A 16,071-nucleotide genomic window follows, 5' to 3' on the forward strand; every position below is an offset into this window, starting at 1 on the left:
TCCTTGGCGGGCGCACGCTAAATGATAAGTTGGTGCGCCGTTCTATCCCGGATTGACTTTGGCACGCAGCGCCAGCCGCGCGCCCAGTGCGACCAGCGGCGCAAGCGTGACAAGAAATGTCAGGTGGTACCAAACCGGAAATTTGTTCCAGATGTGGATGTGGTCCGGCACAAACAGCGCAAGCAGCACCAATCCGACGATCCATGGCGCCAGGCTTGATCGCGTGATGATACGTACCACCGCACCAGCGGCGAGGGATGAGAGCGCCCCGATCGAAAGACGCGCGATTTTCATGCCGAGCGTGAACAGCATCACCGGCTCGGCCTGCACATAGCCCGGCAGCCACCATCGCAAACCCAGGTTCAGGACCGTTACCACTACAACCCAGGCTACCAGCCCGGCGATGACCCCCGCGATCGCACGCCACATGTGCCTTCTCCCGTTGCTATAGTTTAATTAGACTAATATGATTTCATCATGAAGGCAAAACTTCTCATCCTCGGCGTGCTGCATCGCGGGAACTTCCATCCTTACGAGATCAAGCGCCGCCTCGAGAACGCGATGGTGGAGTGCTACACCGACGTTGAGGTGGGGACGCTCTACTATGCGATCCGGCAAATGGTGAAAGATGGCCTGATTTCCACCGTGTCCCACCAGCGCGTGGCTCGCGGCGGTATGCGCACGATCTACAAGATCACCGCGAAGGGAAAGACCGAGTTTCTGGACTTGCTGCATCGACAATTCGAACAAGACGGCCCGGTATCTCAGACGCTATATGGAGCGCTCCTGTTCCTGCACCTGAGCGATCCCGCCATCGTCCAGGATCTCATCCGTGACCGGATTGCGCGCCTCGACGAACAGATCGCCAAGCTCGGTCCGATCCGTAAAGAACTTCGTCCCGTGCTTTCAACGGGCGGCGAGCACCTGTTGCGTCATCTCGACCAGCAGCGACGCCTCGATCGCGACTGGTTGAAAGGTCTGCTCGTGGACGTCAAAGCACGTCGCGTGCGCGACGTCGCGGACCCACAACGCCTCGCGATTGACAAAGATGGCCGGGGCTGAGAGCGGATAACGAGCTTGGCCCTCGCGGCATCTGGACGCAATTGACCGTTTGTATTCGAGCGTCAGTAGCAATTCAGTCTTGCGGCCAGATCGATCTGACTCAGCGAACGTCCGATTTCGCAACCCATAGCAGACGTTGGAAGAAGCGCGAAGAGCCCTCGGATGTACCTTCTTTGTATTGGGAATCCGAAGCGGACACGAGATAGGTAGAATGCTTGTCAGGATTTGCGCTCTGCAAGCATCCAAACGACTGAAACCACCAATACCAAACATAGGTATTGAAGAGAAAAGATTATGCGGCTATTTGGTCTTGGCACCCCAATGCTTGCGTTTTTTTGCGTATTTGTCCCCTGCGTCGCATTCGCCCAAAGCCCGCCCGCGGATTTCGGCTCGAACGCCGCTCGGCTTAAAACTGGATTTTTTACCTACCAAGATCGAAACCGTGACGGCGGTTCTGTCGTCGGTAGCTCGCGAATCCTGATAAGGCGGCTGGCTAACGAAAGCGATTACGAATTTTCGAACCTCGCCACTTTCGCATCGGGTTTTCTGGGTTTTCACAGCCAGCGATGGACTACCGTGGCGTCCATGCGATTTCAGCCCAAATCTGCGGCCCTCTCTTTCGTCAACGGAAATGAGGCAGCACCTGTCTTCGACATTACTTATCGAGCAGGCAGAGCAAAAGGGTTTGTAGTGTCAAGGTCATCGAACGAAGCCTCGAAGAAGGCCTACGTAAACGATCCGATCCCAGCGGATACCGTCGATCAGCGCATCGATTGGGCAACAGTGACCGCCAACGACCTCGAAGTGGGCCGGCATTTCGAATTCAACGTCTATGACCCGAAAAGTGGCGTCAGCCATGTCCAGGCGGACGTAGGAGCCCTATCCGATGTTCACGTTCCCGCCGGCGACTTTGTGTCCTATGCCATCGACTACCGCATTCACAAAGCAAATGGCGTCGAGCATTTTAGGGTTTTCGCAAGCAAGGAAAGCCCCCGCTTCATGGTGCGGGAAGAGTTTCCCAATGGGGTAGTCACCGATCTTGTACGAATCGAAAATGCAGCCCAATAGATACGCGTGGGTATCCCGAGAGATTCACCGGGATACCCACGGCTGCGCTTTGTTCCTGATATGGCGAGCTACTCGAAGTAGGCGTATGGTCCGCACACGGGCTGACTCAGGGGTGAGGCACGCCATGCATAAGGAAGGCAGCATCGATGCGACTGCGACGATGCAAAACGGGGATTCATCGAAGCATTCACAAGCGAACTCCAAATTCCGCGAGGCCTCCACACATGTCACGTTTCCATTTTCTCCGCAGCGCCCTGGGCGCGGGTCTCGGCCTGGCTGCTGCCTGCATGTCGCTGCCCGCCTTCGCCAGCACGCCGGTCACGGTGACCTTCGCGGCAAACAGTGTCTGGGCGCAGGAAATCGGCAACCTCACCCATTCCGACAGCTCGCTCGATTACACGGTTGCGGTCACGGCGGGCAAGACATTGCAGCTCAACCTCCTCACCCCCAATCCCAACGTGCATTTCAAAGTGAAAGACCAGAGTCACGGCAAACTAGTGCTGGACACCCTCACGACGGGTGAATCCACCTGGTCAACACCGAACGCGACAGCCACCACGTATGCGATCCGGGTCTACATTGAGCCTGCCGCGATACAGTCCGGCGATACCGCGAAATACGCGTTGCAGATCGGCCAATACGGGGCCCAAGACATGCAGCCGCCGACGACCGCGGTGACATTCGAAGGCAACAAACCATGGACGGAACAAGATGGGACACTGGCCTCCGGCGCCACCGCGCACAACTTCACCGTTGCCATCGCGGCAGGCATGACAGTCAAGGTCAATCTCGTCTCGAGCAATCCCGGTTTGCACTTCAAGGTGAATGACCAGACCCATGACAAAAAACTGGTCGACACAAGCACGACCGGGGCGAACACCTGGTCCGAGTCGGTTGCGGCAGCGACGACTTACATGATTCAGGTGTACGTCGATCCAGCGGCGATGCCGTCCGGTCAAAAAGTACCGTTCGCCCTGCAGGTCGGGCAATACGCATCTGGGGAAACCCAACCCGCGAAGCCCGCCGGCGCAACCACAGCCGCGCCGCCTGCTGCGGCAACATCGATGTGATCGCCTCCGGCCTCGATGTAGACAACGTTGTTTGCACTTCTAACAATCCGTCAACAAGGTCCGCTTTCGACTGCGGACATTGGGCTCCTGGCCTGTCCCATCTAGAAATCGGATTTCGCGGGCGAAATTAAGGACTTGAGCACATGAGGAAAACGACAGCTGCCAACATTGCCTTGGGCTTGACCGTTGTCGGATGGGCCGCGTCTTGCCTGGGATTGTTCGCCCATCTCGGAGATCCGGGCCCAGAGGTGCCGCATGAAGTAGTAGATGCGGAAAATCACTTCTATTGGGCGATCTTCTTCGCAGGAACGATCTTGGTAGTGGGCGCTGCTTGGCTGGCTGGATTCGGGTATTCGGAAGCCAGGATTAGATCGTTAGTCGCAGCGGCACTGACGATCGTTCCGCTTTTCGCGTTTGGAGTTTGGATGGCCATCGGTTCATAACAGAACGAGGCTTGGAAGCATTCACGCGGTGTCTGTTTCCGACCCATAGCGGACCTTGCGGAAGGTCCAAACTGGGCGACACCAGCGAAGGTAAAGGGGTAGATTCACCTGCATCCTTTTCGAAAGTGAACCCTGTTTTGCTCCGTGTCGAAACACGCCAGTCGCGTCAATTCACACCCGAAAAAATAATTCGCGAAGGTGTCCATTCCGCGCTTCGCCATTCGTCTAGTTATCAGCAGCCAACCTCAGTCCGAAAGGAAAGATCATGCTGAAACTCTATGGATTTGCCGCCACCCGCTCACTTCGCGTGTTATGGGCATTGAACGAACTCGATGCCGAATTCGAGTTCGTGTCGGTCAACCTCTTGACCGGAGAGCAGCATCGCCCGGAATTCCTCCGCATCAACCCCGCCGGCAAGGTGCCTGTGCTCGTCGACGGCGATGTGGTACTCACCGAATCCGCAGCGATCGTCATCTACCTGGCCGAAAAATACCCTGACAAAGGGCTGCTTCCTGTGGATCGTAAACAGTTGGCCCAGGCGTATCGCTGGGTGATGTTTGCCATGACGGAGCTTGAACAGCCGCTATGGCGCATCACACGGCACAGCTGGTTATACCCGGAAGACCAGCGGATACCCGCAGAAATTCCTGCCGCGAGCCAGGAGTTCATTGCCATGGCGGCCGTATTGGAGGATCACATGACGGGAAGGCAGTTCATCGTCGGCGACACCATCACCATCGCCGATTGCGTGACGGCCTACCTGATGGATTGGGCCAATGAATATCATTTGATCGACGAACACCCCCAACTGCGCGCTTACCTGGAAAGAATGTATGCGCGCCCCACCGCCCCGCTGCGGATTGCCGAGGCATTGGCCCGTATCGATTTGGAAGTGGCATGAAAATCTACTGGATCAAGGCGCAGGCGCCGCGGCGTGTACTGGCGCTGGTGAAGCATCTCGGCATCGAGGCAGAGTTTGTTGAAGTTGACTTGATGGCGGGCGGCCTCAAGGCGCCCGACTATGCGGCGCTCAATCCCAACATGAAGGCGCCCACGCTGATCGATGGTGATCTTGTGCTGTGGGAGTCTGCGGCCATCATGGCCCATCTTTGCATCAAGACGGGGGCGGACATGTGGCCCGCGCACAATCCGGCTGAGCAGGTCGAGGTGTTGCGCTGGCTGTCGTGGAACGATTGCCATTGGTCGACCGCCGTCGCGCCGTTTTATTTCGAACATGTCGTCAAGACGACATTCGGGATCGGACAGCCGGACAACGCGTTGCTGAAGACGTCCGTGCCGGAGTTTGTGAGATACGCAAAAGTTCTGGATGGCCACCTGGTGGACCGCCGCTTTATCGCGTGTGAAAGGCTCACGATCGCAGACTTCGGTCTCGCCTCGATGGCGGCCTACTGGCGGGAATCGGAAATGCCGCTGGAGGCGTTTCCCCATATCGTTCGCTGGCTCGACACGTTGGCGCGTATTCCTGCATGGGCTGATCCCTGGCCGACCAACCATTGTCCCTGACACCTTTTGTCCAAGTGAACTTGCCCCTGCTTTGCCCTACTCCGCCGCTTCGGGCGCGCCCATGCTGCCCTTGCTGTACATCCCGGAGCGATCGAAGCAGCAGGCATTGCGTTTGCCACACGCGAGCTTGTCGCAAGCGGTGGCGATGCGCTTGCCGCGCGTCTCGGCCTTCTTGCCGGAGGTGATCCAGTGGACCCAGTCGCGCCGCGCCAACGGCGTGATGTCGGCCCATGTCGCCTTGGCGTCCGCGTTGGACGCCAACGCCTTGCGCAGGTCGGCGGGTACCTTGGGTTCGGGCTCCTTCTCCACCGGCGCGATCTCCAGCGCGACGCTGTCGCCCGCGGCGACACCGGCGGCCTCGCGCAAGGCCTTGTCGATCTTGAGCCAGTGACTGCCCTGGCCATCCGGTTCCAGCGTGGCCTGGAAGGGCTGGCCTTGAAAGCTGCCTTCGACGGTGACCATGCTCCGCGTCAGCAGCTTCGCGCTCGCGACCACGGGTAGCACCAGGAAGGTCCACGCCGCGCCCTTGGGCGTCGCGGGGCGCGACAGCTTCGCCTTGAACTTGATCACCGCAGTGGGTTTGGCCATGGCGAAACGGTAGCACCGGTCGCCATGATCCGTGTTCGCGCCGCGTGCTGATCGTTTTACGTGATTCGCAAAGGGCCTCGCCCAGGAGCGAGAGACGAGTTCACTTCCGCGCCCCTACCAAGTGAAACTGACCCCGTTTTGACGATCACAGCTTCTATGGAGTGCTCCCCGCAGAAGATATGGAACTAGCTGGCTAAGTGATTCAGCGGAAATCATCCGGTGTATTTTTTAGTGCGATCAAACCACAGTGAGTGTCAGATCCCCTAACGGATTACGCGCTTGACTATCTGTACCGCGAAGTCGTCCGTCAATGGATCGCGGGAGAACCAGCGACGATAAAAAAGCGGACCAGTGAGCGCCGCGATCAACATGGCCACATCGGTGCCCGCGGGCAGTTCGCCCGTATCCACCGCGCGCAGGATGACTGTCTCAAAAGGCGCCGAATAGCCGCGTTGCAGTTTGCTGTACATGTTGGCGATGTCGGGATCTCGCTCAGCAGCATCGATGATTGAGGGAAGTACGGAGGTCCATTTGGCCGTTCGCAGCAAATCGACGAGGTTTGTCATCAACGCGGTCACGTCTGCCTCGAAGGTTCCGGTATCCGGCACGCCTTGGGGCGTACTTATTGTCGAGCAGGCATCACGCAGAAGGTCGACTCGGGTTGGCCAATGCCGATAGATCGTAGTCTTCGCTACGCCCGAGCGACGTGAGATTTCATCGACGCTGGCGCCGGCAAAACCCCTGTCGAAGAGTAGCTCTGCCGTCGCGGCGAGCACGGTTATTCGCGAGTGACGGACTCTTTCGTCAAGCACCTCAGCTTCATGCAACGCAAGAGCTGGGGTGTCCAGTTTGTTCAGTGTGCGTTTTTTTCGCATGAGTCAATACAAGGTGTGCATTGTTAGATACGATACGGTATCGTAGCATTATTCCGACAAGGCCGCTTTGGTCCGGAATTTATCCCGCCACAACCCAAGGAGATAGTCATGAAATTCGCCTCCACCCGCCTAATCGCCGCCGACATCAAGGCCATGGTTTCCTTCTACGAAATGGTCACGGGCCTGCCCGCCGAATGGCTGGCTCCCGTTTTCGCGGAGATCGTCACGCCGGCAGCCACGCTTGCCATCGGCAGCGCTGAAACAGTCGCGCTGTGGAAAGAAGGCAGCGCTCAACCCGGTTCCAATCGTACCGCCTACATCGAGTTTCAGGTCGAGGACATAGAGGCCGACTATGAGCGCTTGAAGGATAAGGTCCCACTTGTTCATGAGCTTAAGACGATGCCCTGGGGCAATAAGACGTTCCAGTTTCGCGACCCTGAAGGTACCGCCGTCTCGCTGTACATGCCGGCCACCGATGAGGCGAAAAAACGCTTTGGTTCGCGATAGGCGACACCAAAACGGGGGTCAGAGTCGACTTTCCAAGGCGTCTATCTCAAAGAAAGTGCAATCTGACCCCTGTTTTGTTTCATCGCCATCCCTTCCATGCGCCGGTGGCCGCGGCGTGGTCACGATCTTCCTGCGAGCAACTCATCCAGCTGCGCGAACTGTTCGGGCAAGCCTTCCGCCGAACCGGCGAGCGCGTCCTCGAGGGCCGCTGTCGTGGGATAGAGTTCGTGGAAGGTGACCAGCGTCTTGCCGTCATTTTCTTCGAATGTCACCGTGGTCACGGCGCCCTCATCGCTTTCTTCGTTCGCCCATACGATGCGCTTGTGCGGCGTTACTTCTCTGTACGTGCCGAAGAACGCCATCGGTTGATCGAAGGCCGGATGGCTGAACACGAGGCGATACGCGCCCCCGGTGCGAATATCCATGTCGCACGAGACCAGCGTCATCCCCACGGACTTCGGAACCCACCACTGCTTGAACAATTCGGGTTTGCTCCACGCTTCGAAGACGATGTGCGCCGGAGCATTGAACGTTCGCTTCACGACGAGTTCGCGGTCGGACTTGCGTTCCACGACGGTGCGGTTCATGACGGCGGAACTACCTTCTTTTTCGTTGGGCATCTGCCTTCTCCTTGCGTTTCAAGTGTTCGACAAGCTCGTCCAGCGCATCGAAGCGTGCGCTCCACAGTTGGCGGTGTTGCTCGATCCAGGCGGCTGCTTCTTCCAGCTCGCGCGGTCCGAGCTTGCAGGTTCGTACGCGGCCGACCTTTTCCGTGCTCACGAGCCCCGCCTGCTCCAGGATGCTGACGTGCTTCTTCATGCCCGTAAGGGTCATGTGAAACCTTTGGGCAAGGTCGGTGATGGAGGCGTCCGAACCCCCGAGCTGCTCCAGCACGCCGCGTCGGGTGACATCGGAGAGCGCAGCGAACGTTGCGTCGAGGCGGGCTTGATAGTGAACCATATGGTTCACTGTAAAGCGCACATGGGCGATTTGCAAGCGGACGCCCCACGGGCGCAAATCGCGCGCAGCTCCTCTGCCGCTCCGAACACAAACTGCGCATGCCAGCGTCAACTAAAGGGGACGTGGCCAATTAAATGCGGTGCACCGGCATGGTCAGCCAACGTGGTCGACGAAATCAGGTTGCCACGTCCCCTTTAATCCACGTCCCCTTTAATCGTTGTCTGATGCCGGCACATATCCTGCCGGTGGTGCGCAGCAGGGTGGCCCCAAGCCGATCGACGCACGACCGAGCGATTTCACCGTCGCATTGGCGGATGCATCGAACCTGGGCAGGGGTAAATCCTTTGATACAGCGAATCGGTACACATGTCCGCCATCCGGTTGGAACGTGAAACGTCCCTCGTGGGATGAGATCACCTGTTGCATCGTGTTGTCTTGCCACACTTGGATGCGGGCGTCCTGCCAGGGCGTCATCAGCTTCAACGGCGTTGCTGCAACGCCTCTTAACGTGAATGACACGAGTTGTCCCTGCACCGCGGTCACTTCGACGGACACGCCATGCTGGATCGCTACGGTTCCGTGCATCGTCCAGCCCGGTGGTATGGCTGGACCGACACGAACAAGATGGTCGGCATCCTGAATCACCAGCATGTCGGACAGCGCTAACGCGGTGACAGCTGTCTGTTCCAGATAAAACTCACTGGGCATATCGTGGAGCAGCGCTGCCATGCCATTGGGGTACACCTGATACTGCTGCACCAACTCGAAGATAGCCTTGGCGGCTTCGGCTCCAAGGCCCAGGTGCGCAGCCTGCACCGGGTCGTAACTCCATGTGGCGGCGTACTTGAAGGGACGCTGCATGAACGTCTTCCGTGCAACGGGGAAGAGCGCGCTATCCATACCGATCACGCCGTATGGCCATACCGCCTCAAGACCGATGTTCTCCCCATTTACATAAGGAGCGTGGACGTCATAGCTCGCCGCCAGTATCCGACCATCCAAATCTCCGCCAGCGGATGAAGGCATCTGCGGCAGCGCCGGCGTTTCATTCAGGGCATGCAGCAACTTCCCTGCAAAGTCGGCATCGACATTTAGTTCATGGGCTGCCGCTGCAGTTGCCGGGTAGAGTGCACGTATCGCCGCAATATCCGTTGCCGGATCGGTCACATCCATCTGCGTTTCATGCGCATTGGACGGGGATGTATGCAGCAATCCATCAGCGCCACGGTGCTGATATGACCATAGAAACCGCGCCGCCTCGGCCATCAAGGGATAGTTTTTTTCAAGGAAACGGCGATCTCCGGTTTGCAGATAGGTGCGCCATACCCACAGGCCGATTTCGGCGCCCGTGCTCAACGTCCGCGCATTGGATGTCGGCGTCCATGCCAGATCGCAACTGTGGGTCACGATGACGACAGGTCGAAATTGATCGCTCTCGTATTCGACGCCCTTTCCGTTGAAGCGCATGGTTTCGGGCACGCATATACCAGGCCGCCCGCCCATATGGTGAACGGTCCATTGCTTTAAGGCGTCCAGATTGTTCCGGTACAGCGCGAATACGGAGGCGTTGAGCTCGGGTACGCCAGCGGCGAGGTTGGCGGCTACCTGCATGCGCGTGTTCCAGAACCAATAAGCGGCCGGATCCCAGAAGTGATCGTCTTCGCTGGACGAAAAAAGATCCGCGATACCGGCCTGGGAACCCGGCAACGTGCTTCCTGCGTGTGCGGCAGCGGCAAACAGGTAAAGCGTGCGCAGCGTCTCGGCATAGCGTGCCACGCCATCATCCGATGTCGCCTCGATGCCATGGGCCCGCTGCCAGTAGGCATGCCACCATTGCTCGGTGTGTGCTGGATTCACGGCAAGAGTCAAAGCATTCCGGATGACGTCCTGTGCCGAACGACTTCCATCAAACGATGGAGCGGCGGCGATCAACCTGAGGTGACCACTGGCGTCGGGGAATGCGGTCACTTCAACGGTGCGTGCGTCGAGGACGATTGCGTGGCTCTGCCTGCCCAATACGCGCACACCCGCCAGGGATCCAAACACGCGCCGCGATGCCCCTGGCAGCCGATCGTCACGCCACGTTTCCGTGAGAAATCCACTGTCGCGATCCACGAAAGCCGTTGGCGTGCGCTGCGCACCCAGATGAAGCTGAATGTGCTGTGGCGATGTCGTGGGTAGCCCGGTCAGGTCGACCACTACGCGGTCAGCATCGTGATCCACCCAGGCGCGCAAGACGACGCCACCACCGGATTCTTCAAGCACCCCGTCATACAATCGCAGGCGACCACGAAAACCACGGTCGGATGTCATGATCTTCAAGTCCGGAAGGACTATCCGCCCCGGAGATCGCCGATACGGCAGCGTGTCGATGCGATTGAGCTGGATCGTCAATCCGTCAGCCGACCAGAACGCCGCACCCAAGTCGCCGTTACCCAGTCCCATCGCCTGACTGGGAAGCACGTTGGGCTGACCGATGGCGATATCGGATCGTGCGACGTTCTCGGCTACATCTGTGGCGCACGCTGGGGACACATTTCGAAGAAACGCAAGGCAGATGCCGAGAATGCAGAGCGACGTGCGCATGAAATGCCCCGGAAACGTCAAATAACGATTCATTCTGCCGTACACCGAGTTCACTTACCGCATCAAGGGCAAGTGGCTGTCTATAACTGTGGCGGAGTGATCTGTGGTGGGCGAGGGGGTCATCACCAGTCTTGGCCACGATCGGACCTTGCACGCAAGACATGCAAGCGGCAATCTCGGAATGTCCGTTTTCGACGGCGGTCTCAACGGGTCGATGCAGCAGCATGCATGTCATATGATTTTTAGCGTAGCGCACAGCTTCGTCTGGCGTAGCGGATTACCTGTATGGGGGAAAGTGTGAAATTAGCTCGCATGATTTTAGGAACGGTTGGGTGTTGGTCAGGTCTCGCGCTTTGTGCGTCACTGACGAGCACCGAGTTAAAGACCTTGCCACGGCCAGCTGTCGAGGCACGACTTTCCTCGGAGCCGTGGGCCTCGGACTATATCTACGTCTCACGATTGTTGAGTGAGGGCAACAAGGACGATGCCGTATTCTGGTATTACGTGGGGCAATTGCGTGGGCGAATTTACTACGCTGCCCATCCTGGAGAACAAGAAAGTCAAGAAGCGTTCTCGGCCACGACTTCGCAGTTGGGTGAATCGATCAACTTTTATGCGGGTGCAGATCCCACCAAGTGGGCAGACACTATAAACAAGGCACTCGCATGGGATGCTGAGCACGATGATCCACAGACACCCAAGGACAAATTTCAAGTACAACGCAATCAAGTGCGCCAAGGACTTGCAGGTCTCCACGATTGGACTTTGCAGCACGCAACTCAGTTGCAAGCAGCACACAAGTCCACCCCAAAAGAGTAGCTACATGCGGCGGGTCGCTGATGTGGGACGGCTTGCCGTCGAGGTCCGCCACCTATGCAGACATCAACATTTGAAACAAACCCACAGGAGGAACCATGAAATCTTGCATATCGATCGTCGCGTTGGCATTGATGGCCTTTCCACTGTTCGCCCACGCCTCTTGCGACGCCGTGAAGTCCGATATCGACGCAAAGATCAAAGCGAACGGCGTGAGCAATTACAGCCTGGATGTGGTGGCCGCTGATCAGGCCGATAAAAGCAATGGCAAGGTGGTCGGACAGTGCGAAAGCAACAAAGTCATTGTGTATTCCCGTGGGCCATCCAGTGCCAGCAATGACAACTCAAACAACGCACCGAACCCGCCGCCTCCAGCACCAGCTCCGGCTCGATCTGGCCAAACCGGCGGTTGATCGTCCGCAGGTCGCACGATTGGCCAGAACAGTCGTGAGGTTTGAAGGGTTCGAAACAGGGGCAGAGTGAATTTTCCAAGGCATCGACTCGCAAAAAGTGCACCCTGCCCCCTGTTTTGAACCTGACCTTTTTTACTGTGGGGAAGATCCTCAGCTCACATCAGGAGAGCCGCTCTTGGAAAAGCCCATCGTTACCTCGCGTGTCGTCGCCGAGATCTACCGAGGTATCGAATTTCCAACCGACTGGGTCGACAAACCCGACATGCTGAATCTCGGCATGGCTCGCGATCGTCTGGTGTCAGTGGCAGCGATGTTCGACCGGGACCTCACGCCGATCGCACTGTGCTGGTGCATGGATGGTCGCGAAGAGCGTTTCGTGCATGCCCGATCGACGGATTCGGCGGACAGCTCGCTGTTGGACGAGCTGCATCGCGATCTGGCCGATGAGAGCCTGCGCTTGGGTCCGGCCGATCTGCTGGCGACCATGCTCTGGGCACCCGACGACCTTCGGCCCGAGCAGGGCCGGAGGGTTCAACAGATCGTCATCGTGCGAACACAACCTGGCGTCCGCTCAGGAACGGGCTGGAACATCCCTGCACCCAAACTGGTGGCCAACGCTGGCAACCTGCTGTTCATGACGCGGCGTGCGGATGACGGCCTGGCACTTCCGATGCCCACAACCATCGAGGACATGCATCGAATGCTTGGATCGGGCGATCCGACATCCCTCGTCGTCATGCCGGGCGGTGTCGCCAGCGTTGCCGACACGCAAGTTGGCCGCAAGATGGCACTGCTATTCGGCACCCTCGTCGTAATAGGTGCGCTGATCAGCGCGTTCCTGCTATGCCAGCGCTGAGGGAAGATGCCATACCTTAAATGTAACGGACTCTGAAAATATGGCGGACTCTCGAACCCGCAGCCTACAGCACCCGCTCCGGCTCGATCTGGCCAAGCCGGAGGTTCATCGGTAATCCCCCTGCTTCCCTGCTACTGGTAGGTCGGATGCTGCCGCACGATGGGCGACGTGCGGCCAAGCGGTGAGCGTACGGGCAGCGCGAGGTAGGTGGCCCGATCTTCGCGTACGCCGGGTTTCGTCCCGTGCGGTGGCTCCAGTCTTTGCGCATTCACGTCTCTATTGATGTCGCGCAGCTTCTCCACGTCGCGGACGATGGCATCGCCCATGATCGACAGCGTGACATCGGATAGCTCGGCGTGATCGCTGCAGGTCACCACATTGCCAAGGGCCCGCAGGCTGCTCAGCAGCAGGTTGATCTCGTCGAGTTGATCCAGGGTGACGCCAAAGAGGTAGCGGTCACCGGCCTCATCCATCACCGGCTCGGCGACATCCGGTTCCGCGGCTTCCGTGCCATCCTCCGCGTCCGCGTGCGCATCGGCCTCGCCTGCTGCCGCCCGTTCGCCACGCTCGGCCGGCCAGGAGAGTTCCTCCATCACCAGTCCGATCTGTTCCTCCAGCAGTTCCAGGCAGATCGCCACTTCGCCCGGGCGAATCTCCGCATACCACTCCTTGGCCTCGTCCGCCCCGCGCGGGCGCGCGAGGTTGGCCAGGAACTCCACATACTCGCGCAGCTTCTTCAGCCGCAGCTGGCTGTCCTCCGGCAGGAAATAGCCCGTCGTTTCCAGATCATCCGCATCGAACGTCGACATGGTCGCCTCCTAATCCCATAGAAGTGCCCGTCCACGGCATGACGACGGACGGGGTGTCGGGAGGCTAGAAACCGCACACAGCCGGCGGGCGTATTCCCCTTGCGGGTGTTGTATTAGCCGCCCTCCCGACGCAGGGTTCGCGTCGGTTGTACCTACAACGCACGTAGGCACAAAAAACCCACCGGTTTGTCGGAGGTGGGTACCGCTGTGTGGGGAGTTTCTAGGCTCCTTGGAGTGGAAGTCTGCTATCGCGAGCGGATGGTGTCAACCGCCGCGCGCATAGAAAGAATGCAAAGAATTAAAGAATGGCGCCGGGGACCATTCGAGCGAATCGGTACTCTACTTAATTGCCTCCGCCCCCTAATTTGGATACGCGTAGCGGCAGTGAGCGTAGAGTGATGGATTCATACCCGATTATTTCTGACGTTTTTAGCTAGGAGGGCTTATGCGATATCTCACCAAGAGTCGTTTCACGCTGGCACTGCAGTGTCCAACAAAGCTTAACTACAGCGATGATCCGAGCTACGCCAATGCCAATGTCACCAATGAATTTATGCTGGCGTTGGCGGATGGCGGCCATCAAGTCGGCGCGCTGGCCAAGTGCATTTTTCCGGAAGGCATGGAAATCGATGCGCTCGGTCACGATGCGCAAGTCGCACAAACTAACTCGGCGCTGCAGCGCGACGAGGTAGTTCTTTTTGAGGCTGCCATTCGGGTTGGTCGACTATTCATTCGGACTGATTTGCTGCAAAAGCGTGGTCAACGCCTTGATCTATATGAAGTCAAGGCTAAGGGCGTCGATCCGGCAGACCCTAAGATTCGTGGCGCGAAGAATAACTTTCTCGCCGAAATGAAGCCCTATCTCTACGACGTGGCGTTTCAACGGTATGTCCTTAGAAAGGCATTCCCAGACGCAGAAATTCATTGTCACCTGATGATGCCCAACAAAACCGTCATCTGTCGCGAAGCTCGGCTTGCGCAGCGTCTTCAAATCACGAAAGTCGATGGAAGCATCAGGATCGAGGTCGATCCAACACTACGCGATGGAGCGATAGCGCGTGCGGTACTGCATGCGCTTCCCGTTGACAATGATCTAGACGAATTGGAAGCGCTCCCTTTGATCATGGGTGGATGGGAATTCAGCTTTGAGGGAGGAATTGAAGAGTTGGCGCATCGCCTCGATGATGTTCCGTTTCCGCCCAAACTTGGAGCTTTTTGTAAGGCCTGCCAGTTTCATGCAACGCCTGCGGAACTCGCAGATGGAAGGCTCGATGGACGCTTAGAATGTCTGGAAAAAGCTGCCGGCGTAACTCCCGAAGCGGCGCAGCGAGGGACAGTGCTCGATCTGTATCAATCGCGCAAAACCGATGCTCTCCTTGCTGCTGGAAAGATGCTTCTGACAGATCTTGAGTCGGAGGATGTGAGCTTTAAAGAAGGACCAGATGAAATCACGCTGTCCCATCGCCAATGGCTGCAATCGGAGGAAGCACGCGGAGCCCTAGATGGGGCCTTTCTCCGTGCTGCGGCGATTCGAAAACGGCTGAGTACGTTATCGTTCCCGCTTCATTTCATCGATTTTGAGACATCTCGACCAGCGCTGCCCTTTCATCCCAATCTTAAGCCGTATGAGCAACTACTTTTTCAGTTCTCGCATCATCGGCTCGAGGCTGATGGAGCTTTACGCCACGCCACGCAGTACCTTGCCGAAACTCTGAATACGTTGCCCAATTTCGACACCTTGCGCGCTCTGAAAACGACCTTGAGCGACGACAAAGGGAGTGTGCTGCACTGGTGGGATCATGAGCGCACGGTGCTAAAGGAGGTGAGGTCACAGCTACAGTCTGCATCCGTCGATGAAGTAGAAGATCGCAATGAGCTAATTGAGTTCGTCGATGAGTTGGTTGGTACAGACGCTACACTTGGACGCTTGTTCGATCTGGGGCGCTTAATCCACAACACGGCATTCTTCCCAAACACGCGTGGCAGCAGCTCCATAAAGAAGCTACTTCCGGCCATTCTCGCGATCACGCCCAAGTTACAGTCCAAATACTCGGCGCCGATCTATGGCAGTCAAGGTGGCATTCCAAGCTTGAATTTTACGGACCATACATGGGTGCGGATGGATGACTCTGGCAGCCTCGTTGATCCCTACCTCTTGCTCGACAAGCGCTCGGATGATCCAGATCTTTCAGACCTTGAGGGGCTTGAGGAGGACGGGGCTTTTGTAGCCGATGGCGGTGCTGCCATGGTGGCGTACGGGCTCTTGCAAAATGGGCAACTCAATCTCGCCGCCTCACAAAAGCTACGTGCGCAGCTCCTACGTTATTGCGAACTAGACACACTTGCGATGGTTTTTGCTTGGGACGGAGTACAAGAACTTCTTATGAGAGACGACGCCGTAAATAACGCCTAAGCAAATCCACGCAGATTGAAAGTTTCCCCGTTAAAGGCAATAGCAATCACAAAAAAGTGCACCTATCACCCGCACGAACAG

General features: G+C 57.6%; 17 protein-coding genes. 10 read left to right on the forward strand and 7 right to left on the reverse strand.

All coding sequences use genetic code 11. From position 1 onward, the window contains the following. Positions 1 to 42: 42 nt before the first annotated feature. The gene (locus GSQ75_RS13650; RefSeq protein ID WP_158755411.1) at positions 43 to 429 is read right to left on the reverse strand and encodes a hypothetical protein; all 387 of its coding nucleotides are present in this window, start codon (positions 427 to 429) and stop codon (positions 43 to 45) included. Between the two features lie 48 nt (positions 430 to 477). Between GSQ75_RS13650 and GSQ75_RS13655 the strand changes: the two genes are divergently transcribed. The 5 genes from GSQ75_RS13655 to GSQ75_RS13675 all read left to right on the forward strand — a co-directional run bounded on the left by GSQ75_RS13655 (position 478) and on the right by GSQ75_RS13675 (position 5,167). After that, positions 478 to 1,062: a PadR family transcriptional regulator gene (locus GSQ75_RS13655; RefSeq protein ID WP_158755412.1), complete on the forward strand. Its 585-nt coding sequence runs from the start codon at positions 478 to 480 to the stop codon at positions 1,060 to 1,062. Positions 1,063 to 1,356: 294 nt separating this feature from the next. After that, entirely contained in the window at positions 1,357 to 2,130 is a 774-nt protein-coding gene (locus tag GSQ75_RS13660) for a hypothetical protein (protein ID WP_216840688.1), read from the forward strand. A 224-nt stretch (positions 2,131 to 2,354) separates the two neighbouring features. Then, the gene (locus GSQ75_RS13665; RefSeq protein ID WP_158755414.1) at positions 2,355 to 3,200 is read left to right on the forward strand and encodes a hypothetical protein; all 846 of its coding nucleotides are present in this window, start codon (positions 2,355 to 2,357) and stop codon (positions 3,198 to 3,200) included. Positions 3,201 to 3,908: 708 nt separating this feature from the next. Then, complete coding sequence (locus GSQ75_RS13670) at positions 3,909 to 4,544, forward strand: glutathione S-transferase family protein (protein WP_158755415.1); 636 nt, start codon at positions 3,909 to 3,911, stop codon at positions 4,542 to 4,544. Next, the gene (locus GSQ75_RS13675) at positions 4,541 to 5,167 is read left to right on the forward strand and encodes a glutathione S-transferase family protein (RefSeq protein ID WP_158755416.1); all 627 of its coding nucleotides are present in this window, start codon (positions 4,541 to 4,543) and stop codon (positions 5,165 to 5,167) included. The genes GSQ75_RS13670 and GSQ75_RS13675 overlap by 4 nt, the downstream gene beginning before the upstream one ends. A gap of 36 nt (positions 5,168 to 5,203) precedes the next feature. Here GSQ75_RS13675 and GSQ75_RS13680 read toward each other — a convergent pair whose 3' ends face one another. Further along, positions 5,204 to 5,755 carry a YdeI/OmpD-associated family protein gene (locus GSQ75_RS13680; RefSeq protein ID WP_158755417.1) on the reverse strand — a complete coding sequence of 184 codons (552 nt, stop codon included), beginning with the start codon at positions 5,753 to 5,755 and terminating at the stop codon, positions 5,204 to 5,206. A 263-nt stretch (positions 5,756 to 6,018) separates the two neighbouring features. After that, on the reverse strand, positions 6,019 to 6,630 hold the full coding sequence (locus GSQ75_RS13685) for a TetR/AcrR family transcriptional regulator (protein ID WP_158755418.1): 612 nt from the start codon (positions 6,628 to 6,630) through the stop codon (positions 6,019 to 6,021). Between the two features lie 108 nt (positions 6,631 to 6,738). Here GSQ75_RS13685 and GSQ75_RS13690 point away from each other — a divergent pair, with 108 nt between their 5' ends. Then, the gene (locus GSQ75_RS13690; protein WP_158755419.1) at positions 6,739 to 7,137 is read left to right on the forward strand and encodes a VOC family protein; all 399 of its coding nucleotides are present in this window, start codon (positions 6,739 to 6,741) and stop codon (positions 7,135 to 7,137) included. Between the two features lie 119 nt (positions 7,138 to 7,256). On the opposite strand, the gene GSQ75_RS13695 is transcribed toward GSQ75_RS13690, so the two are convergent. The 3 genes from GSQ75_RS13695 to GSQ75_RS13705 form a co-directional block, all read right to left on the reverse strand. Continuing rightward, positions 7,257 to 7,757: an SRPBCC family protein gene (locus tag GSQ75_RS13695; RefSeq protein ID WP_254058579.1), complete on the reverse strand. Its 501-nt coding sequence runs from the start codon at positions 7,755 to 7,757 to the stop codon at positions 7,257 to 7,259. Then, positions 7,735 to 8,133 (reverse strand): metalloregulator ArsR/SmtB family transcription factor, encoded by a 399-nt coding sequence (locus GSQ75_RS13700; protein ID WP_216840689.1) that lies wholly within the window; start codon positions 8,131 to 8,133, stop codon positions 7,735 to 7,737. Before GSQ75_RS13700 ends, GSQ75_RS13695 begins: the two co-directional genes overlap by 23 nt. A gap of 174 nt (positions 8,134 to 8,307) precedes the next feature. After that, complete coding sequence (locus tag GSQ75_RS13705; protein WP_216840690.1) at positions 8,308 to 10,683, reverse strand: hypothetical protein; 2,376 nt, start codon at positions 10,681 to 10,683, stop codon at positions 8,308 to 8,310. 285 nt (positions 10,684 to 10,968) lie between these two features. Here GSQ75_RS13705 and GSQ75_RS13710 point away from each other — a divergent pair, with 285 nt between their 5' ends. From GSQ75_RS13710 to GSQ75_RS13720, 3 genes are all read left to right on the forward strand, one after another. After that, on the forward strand, positions 10,969 to 11,502 hold the full coding sequence (locus GSQ75_RS13710; RefSeq protein ID WP_158755421.1) for a hypothetical protein: 534 nt from the start codon (positions 10,969 to 10,971) through the stop codon (positions 11,500 to 11,502). Positions 11,503 to 11,597: 95 nt separating this feature from the next. Then, on the forward strand, positions 11,598 to 11,912 hold the full coding sequence (locus tag GSQ75_RS13715; RefSeq protein ID WP_158755422.1) for a DUF1161 domain-containing protein: 315 nt from the start codon (positions 11,598 to 11,600) through the stop codon (positions 11,910 to 11,912). A 175-nt stretch (positions 11,913 to 12,087) separates the two neighbouring features. Beyond that, positions 12,088 to 12,768, forward strand: coding sequence for a hypothetical protein (locus tag GSQ75_RS13720; RefSeq protein WP_158755423.1), 681 nt, complete (start codon positions 12,088 to 12,090; stop codon positions 12,766 to 12,768). Positions 12,769 to 12,899: 131 nt separating this feature from the next. On the opposite strand, the gene GSQ75_RS13725 is transcribed toward GSQ75_RS13720, so the two are convergent. After that, entirely contained in the window at positions 12,900 to 13,577 is a 678-nt protein-coding gene (locus tag GSQ75_RS13725; RefSeq protein ID WP_158755424.1) for a hypothetical protein, read from the reverse strand. 445 nt (positions 13,578 to 14,022) lie between these two features. Here GSQ75_RS13725 and GSQ75_RS13730 point away from each other — a divergent pair, with 445 nt between their 5' ends. Further along, positions 14,023 to 15,990, forward strand: coding sequence for a DUF2779 domain-containing protein (locus GSQ75_RS13730; protein ID WP_158755425.1), 1,968 nt, complete (start codon positions 14,023 to 14,025; stop codon positions 15,988 to 15,990). Positions 15,991 to 16,071: the final 81 nt, after the last annotated feature.

It is taken from the genome of Dyella sp. S184 (genome assembly GCF_009766065.1).
In the GTDB taxonomy this organism is placed as follows: Bacteria; Pseudomonadota; Gammaproteobacteria; order Xanthomonadales; family Rhodanobacteraceae; genus Rhodanobacter.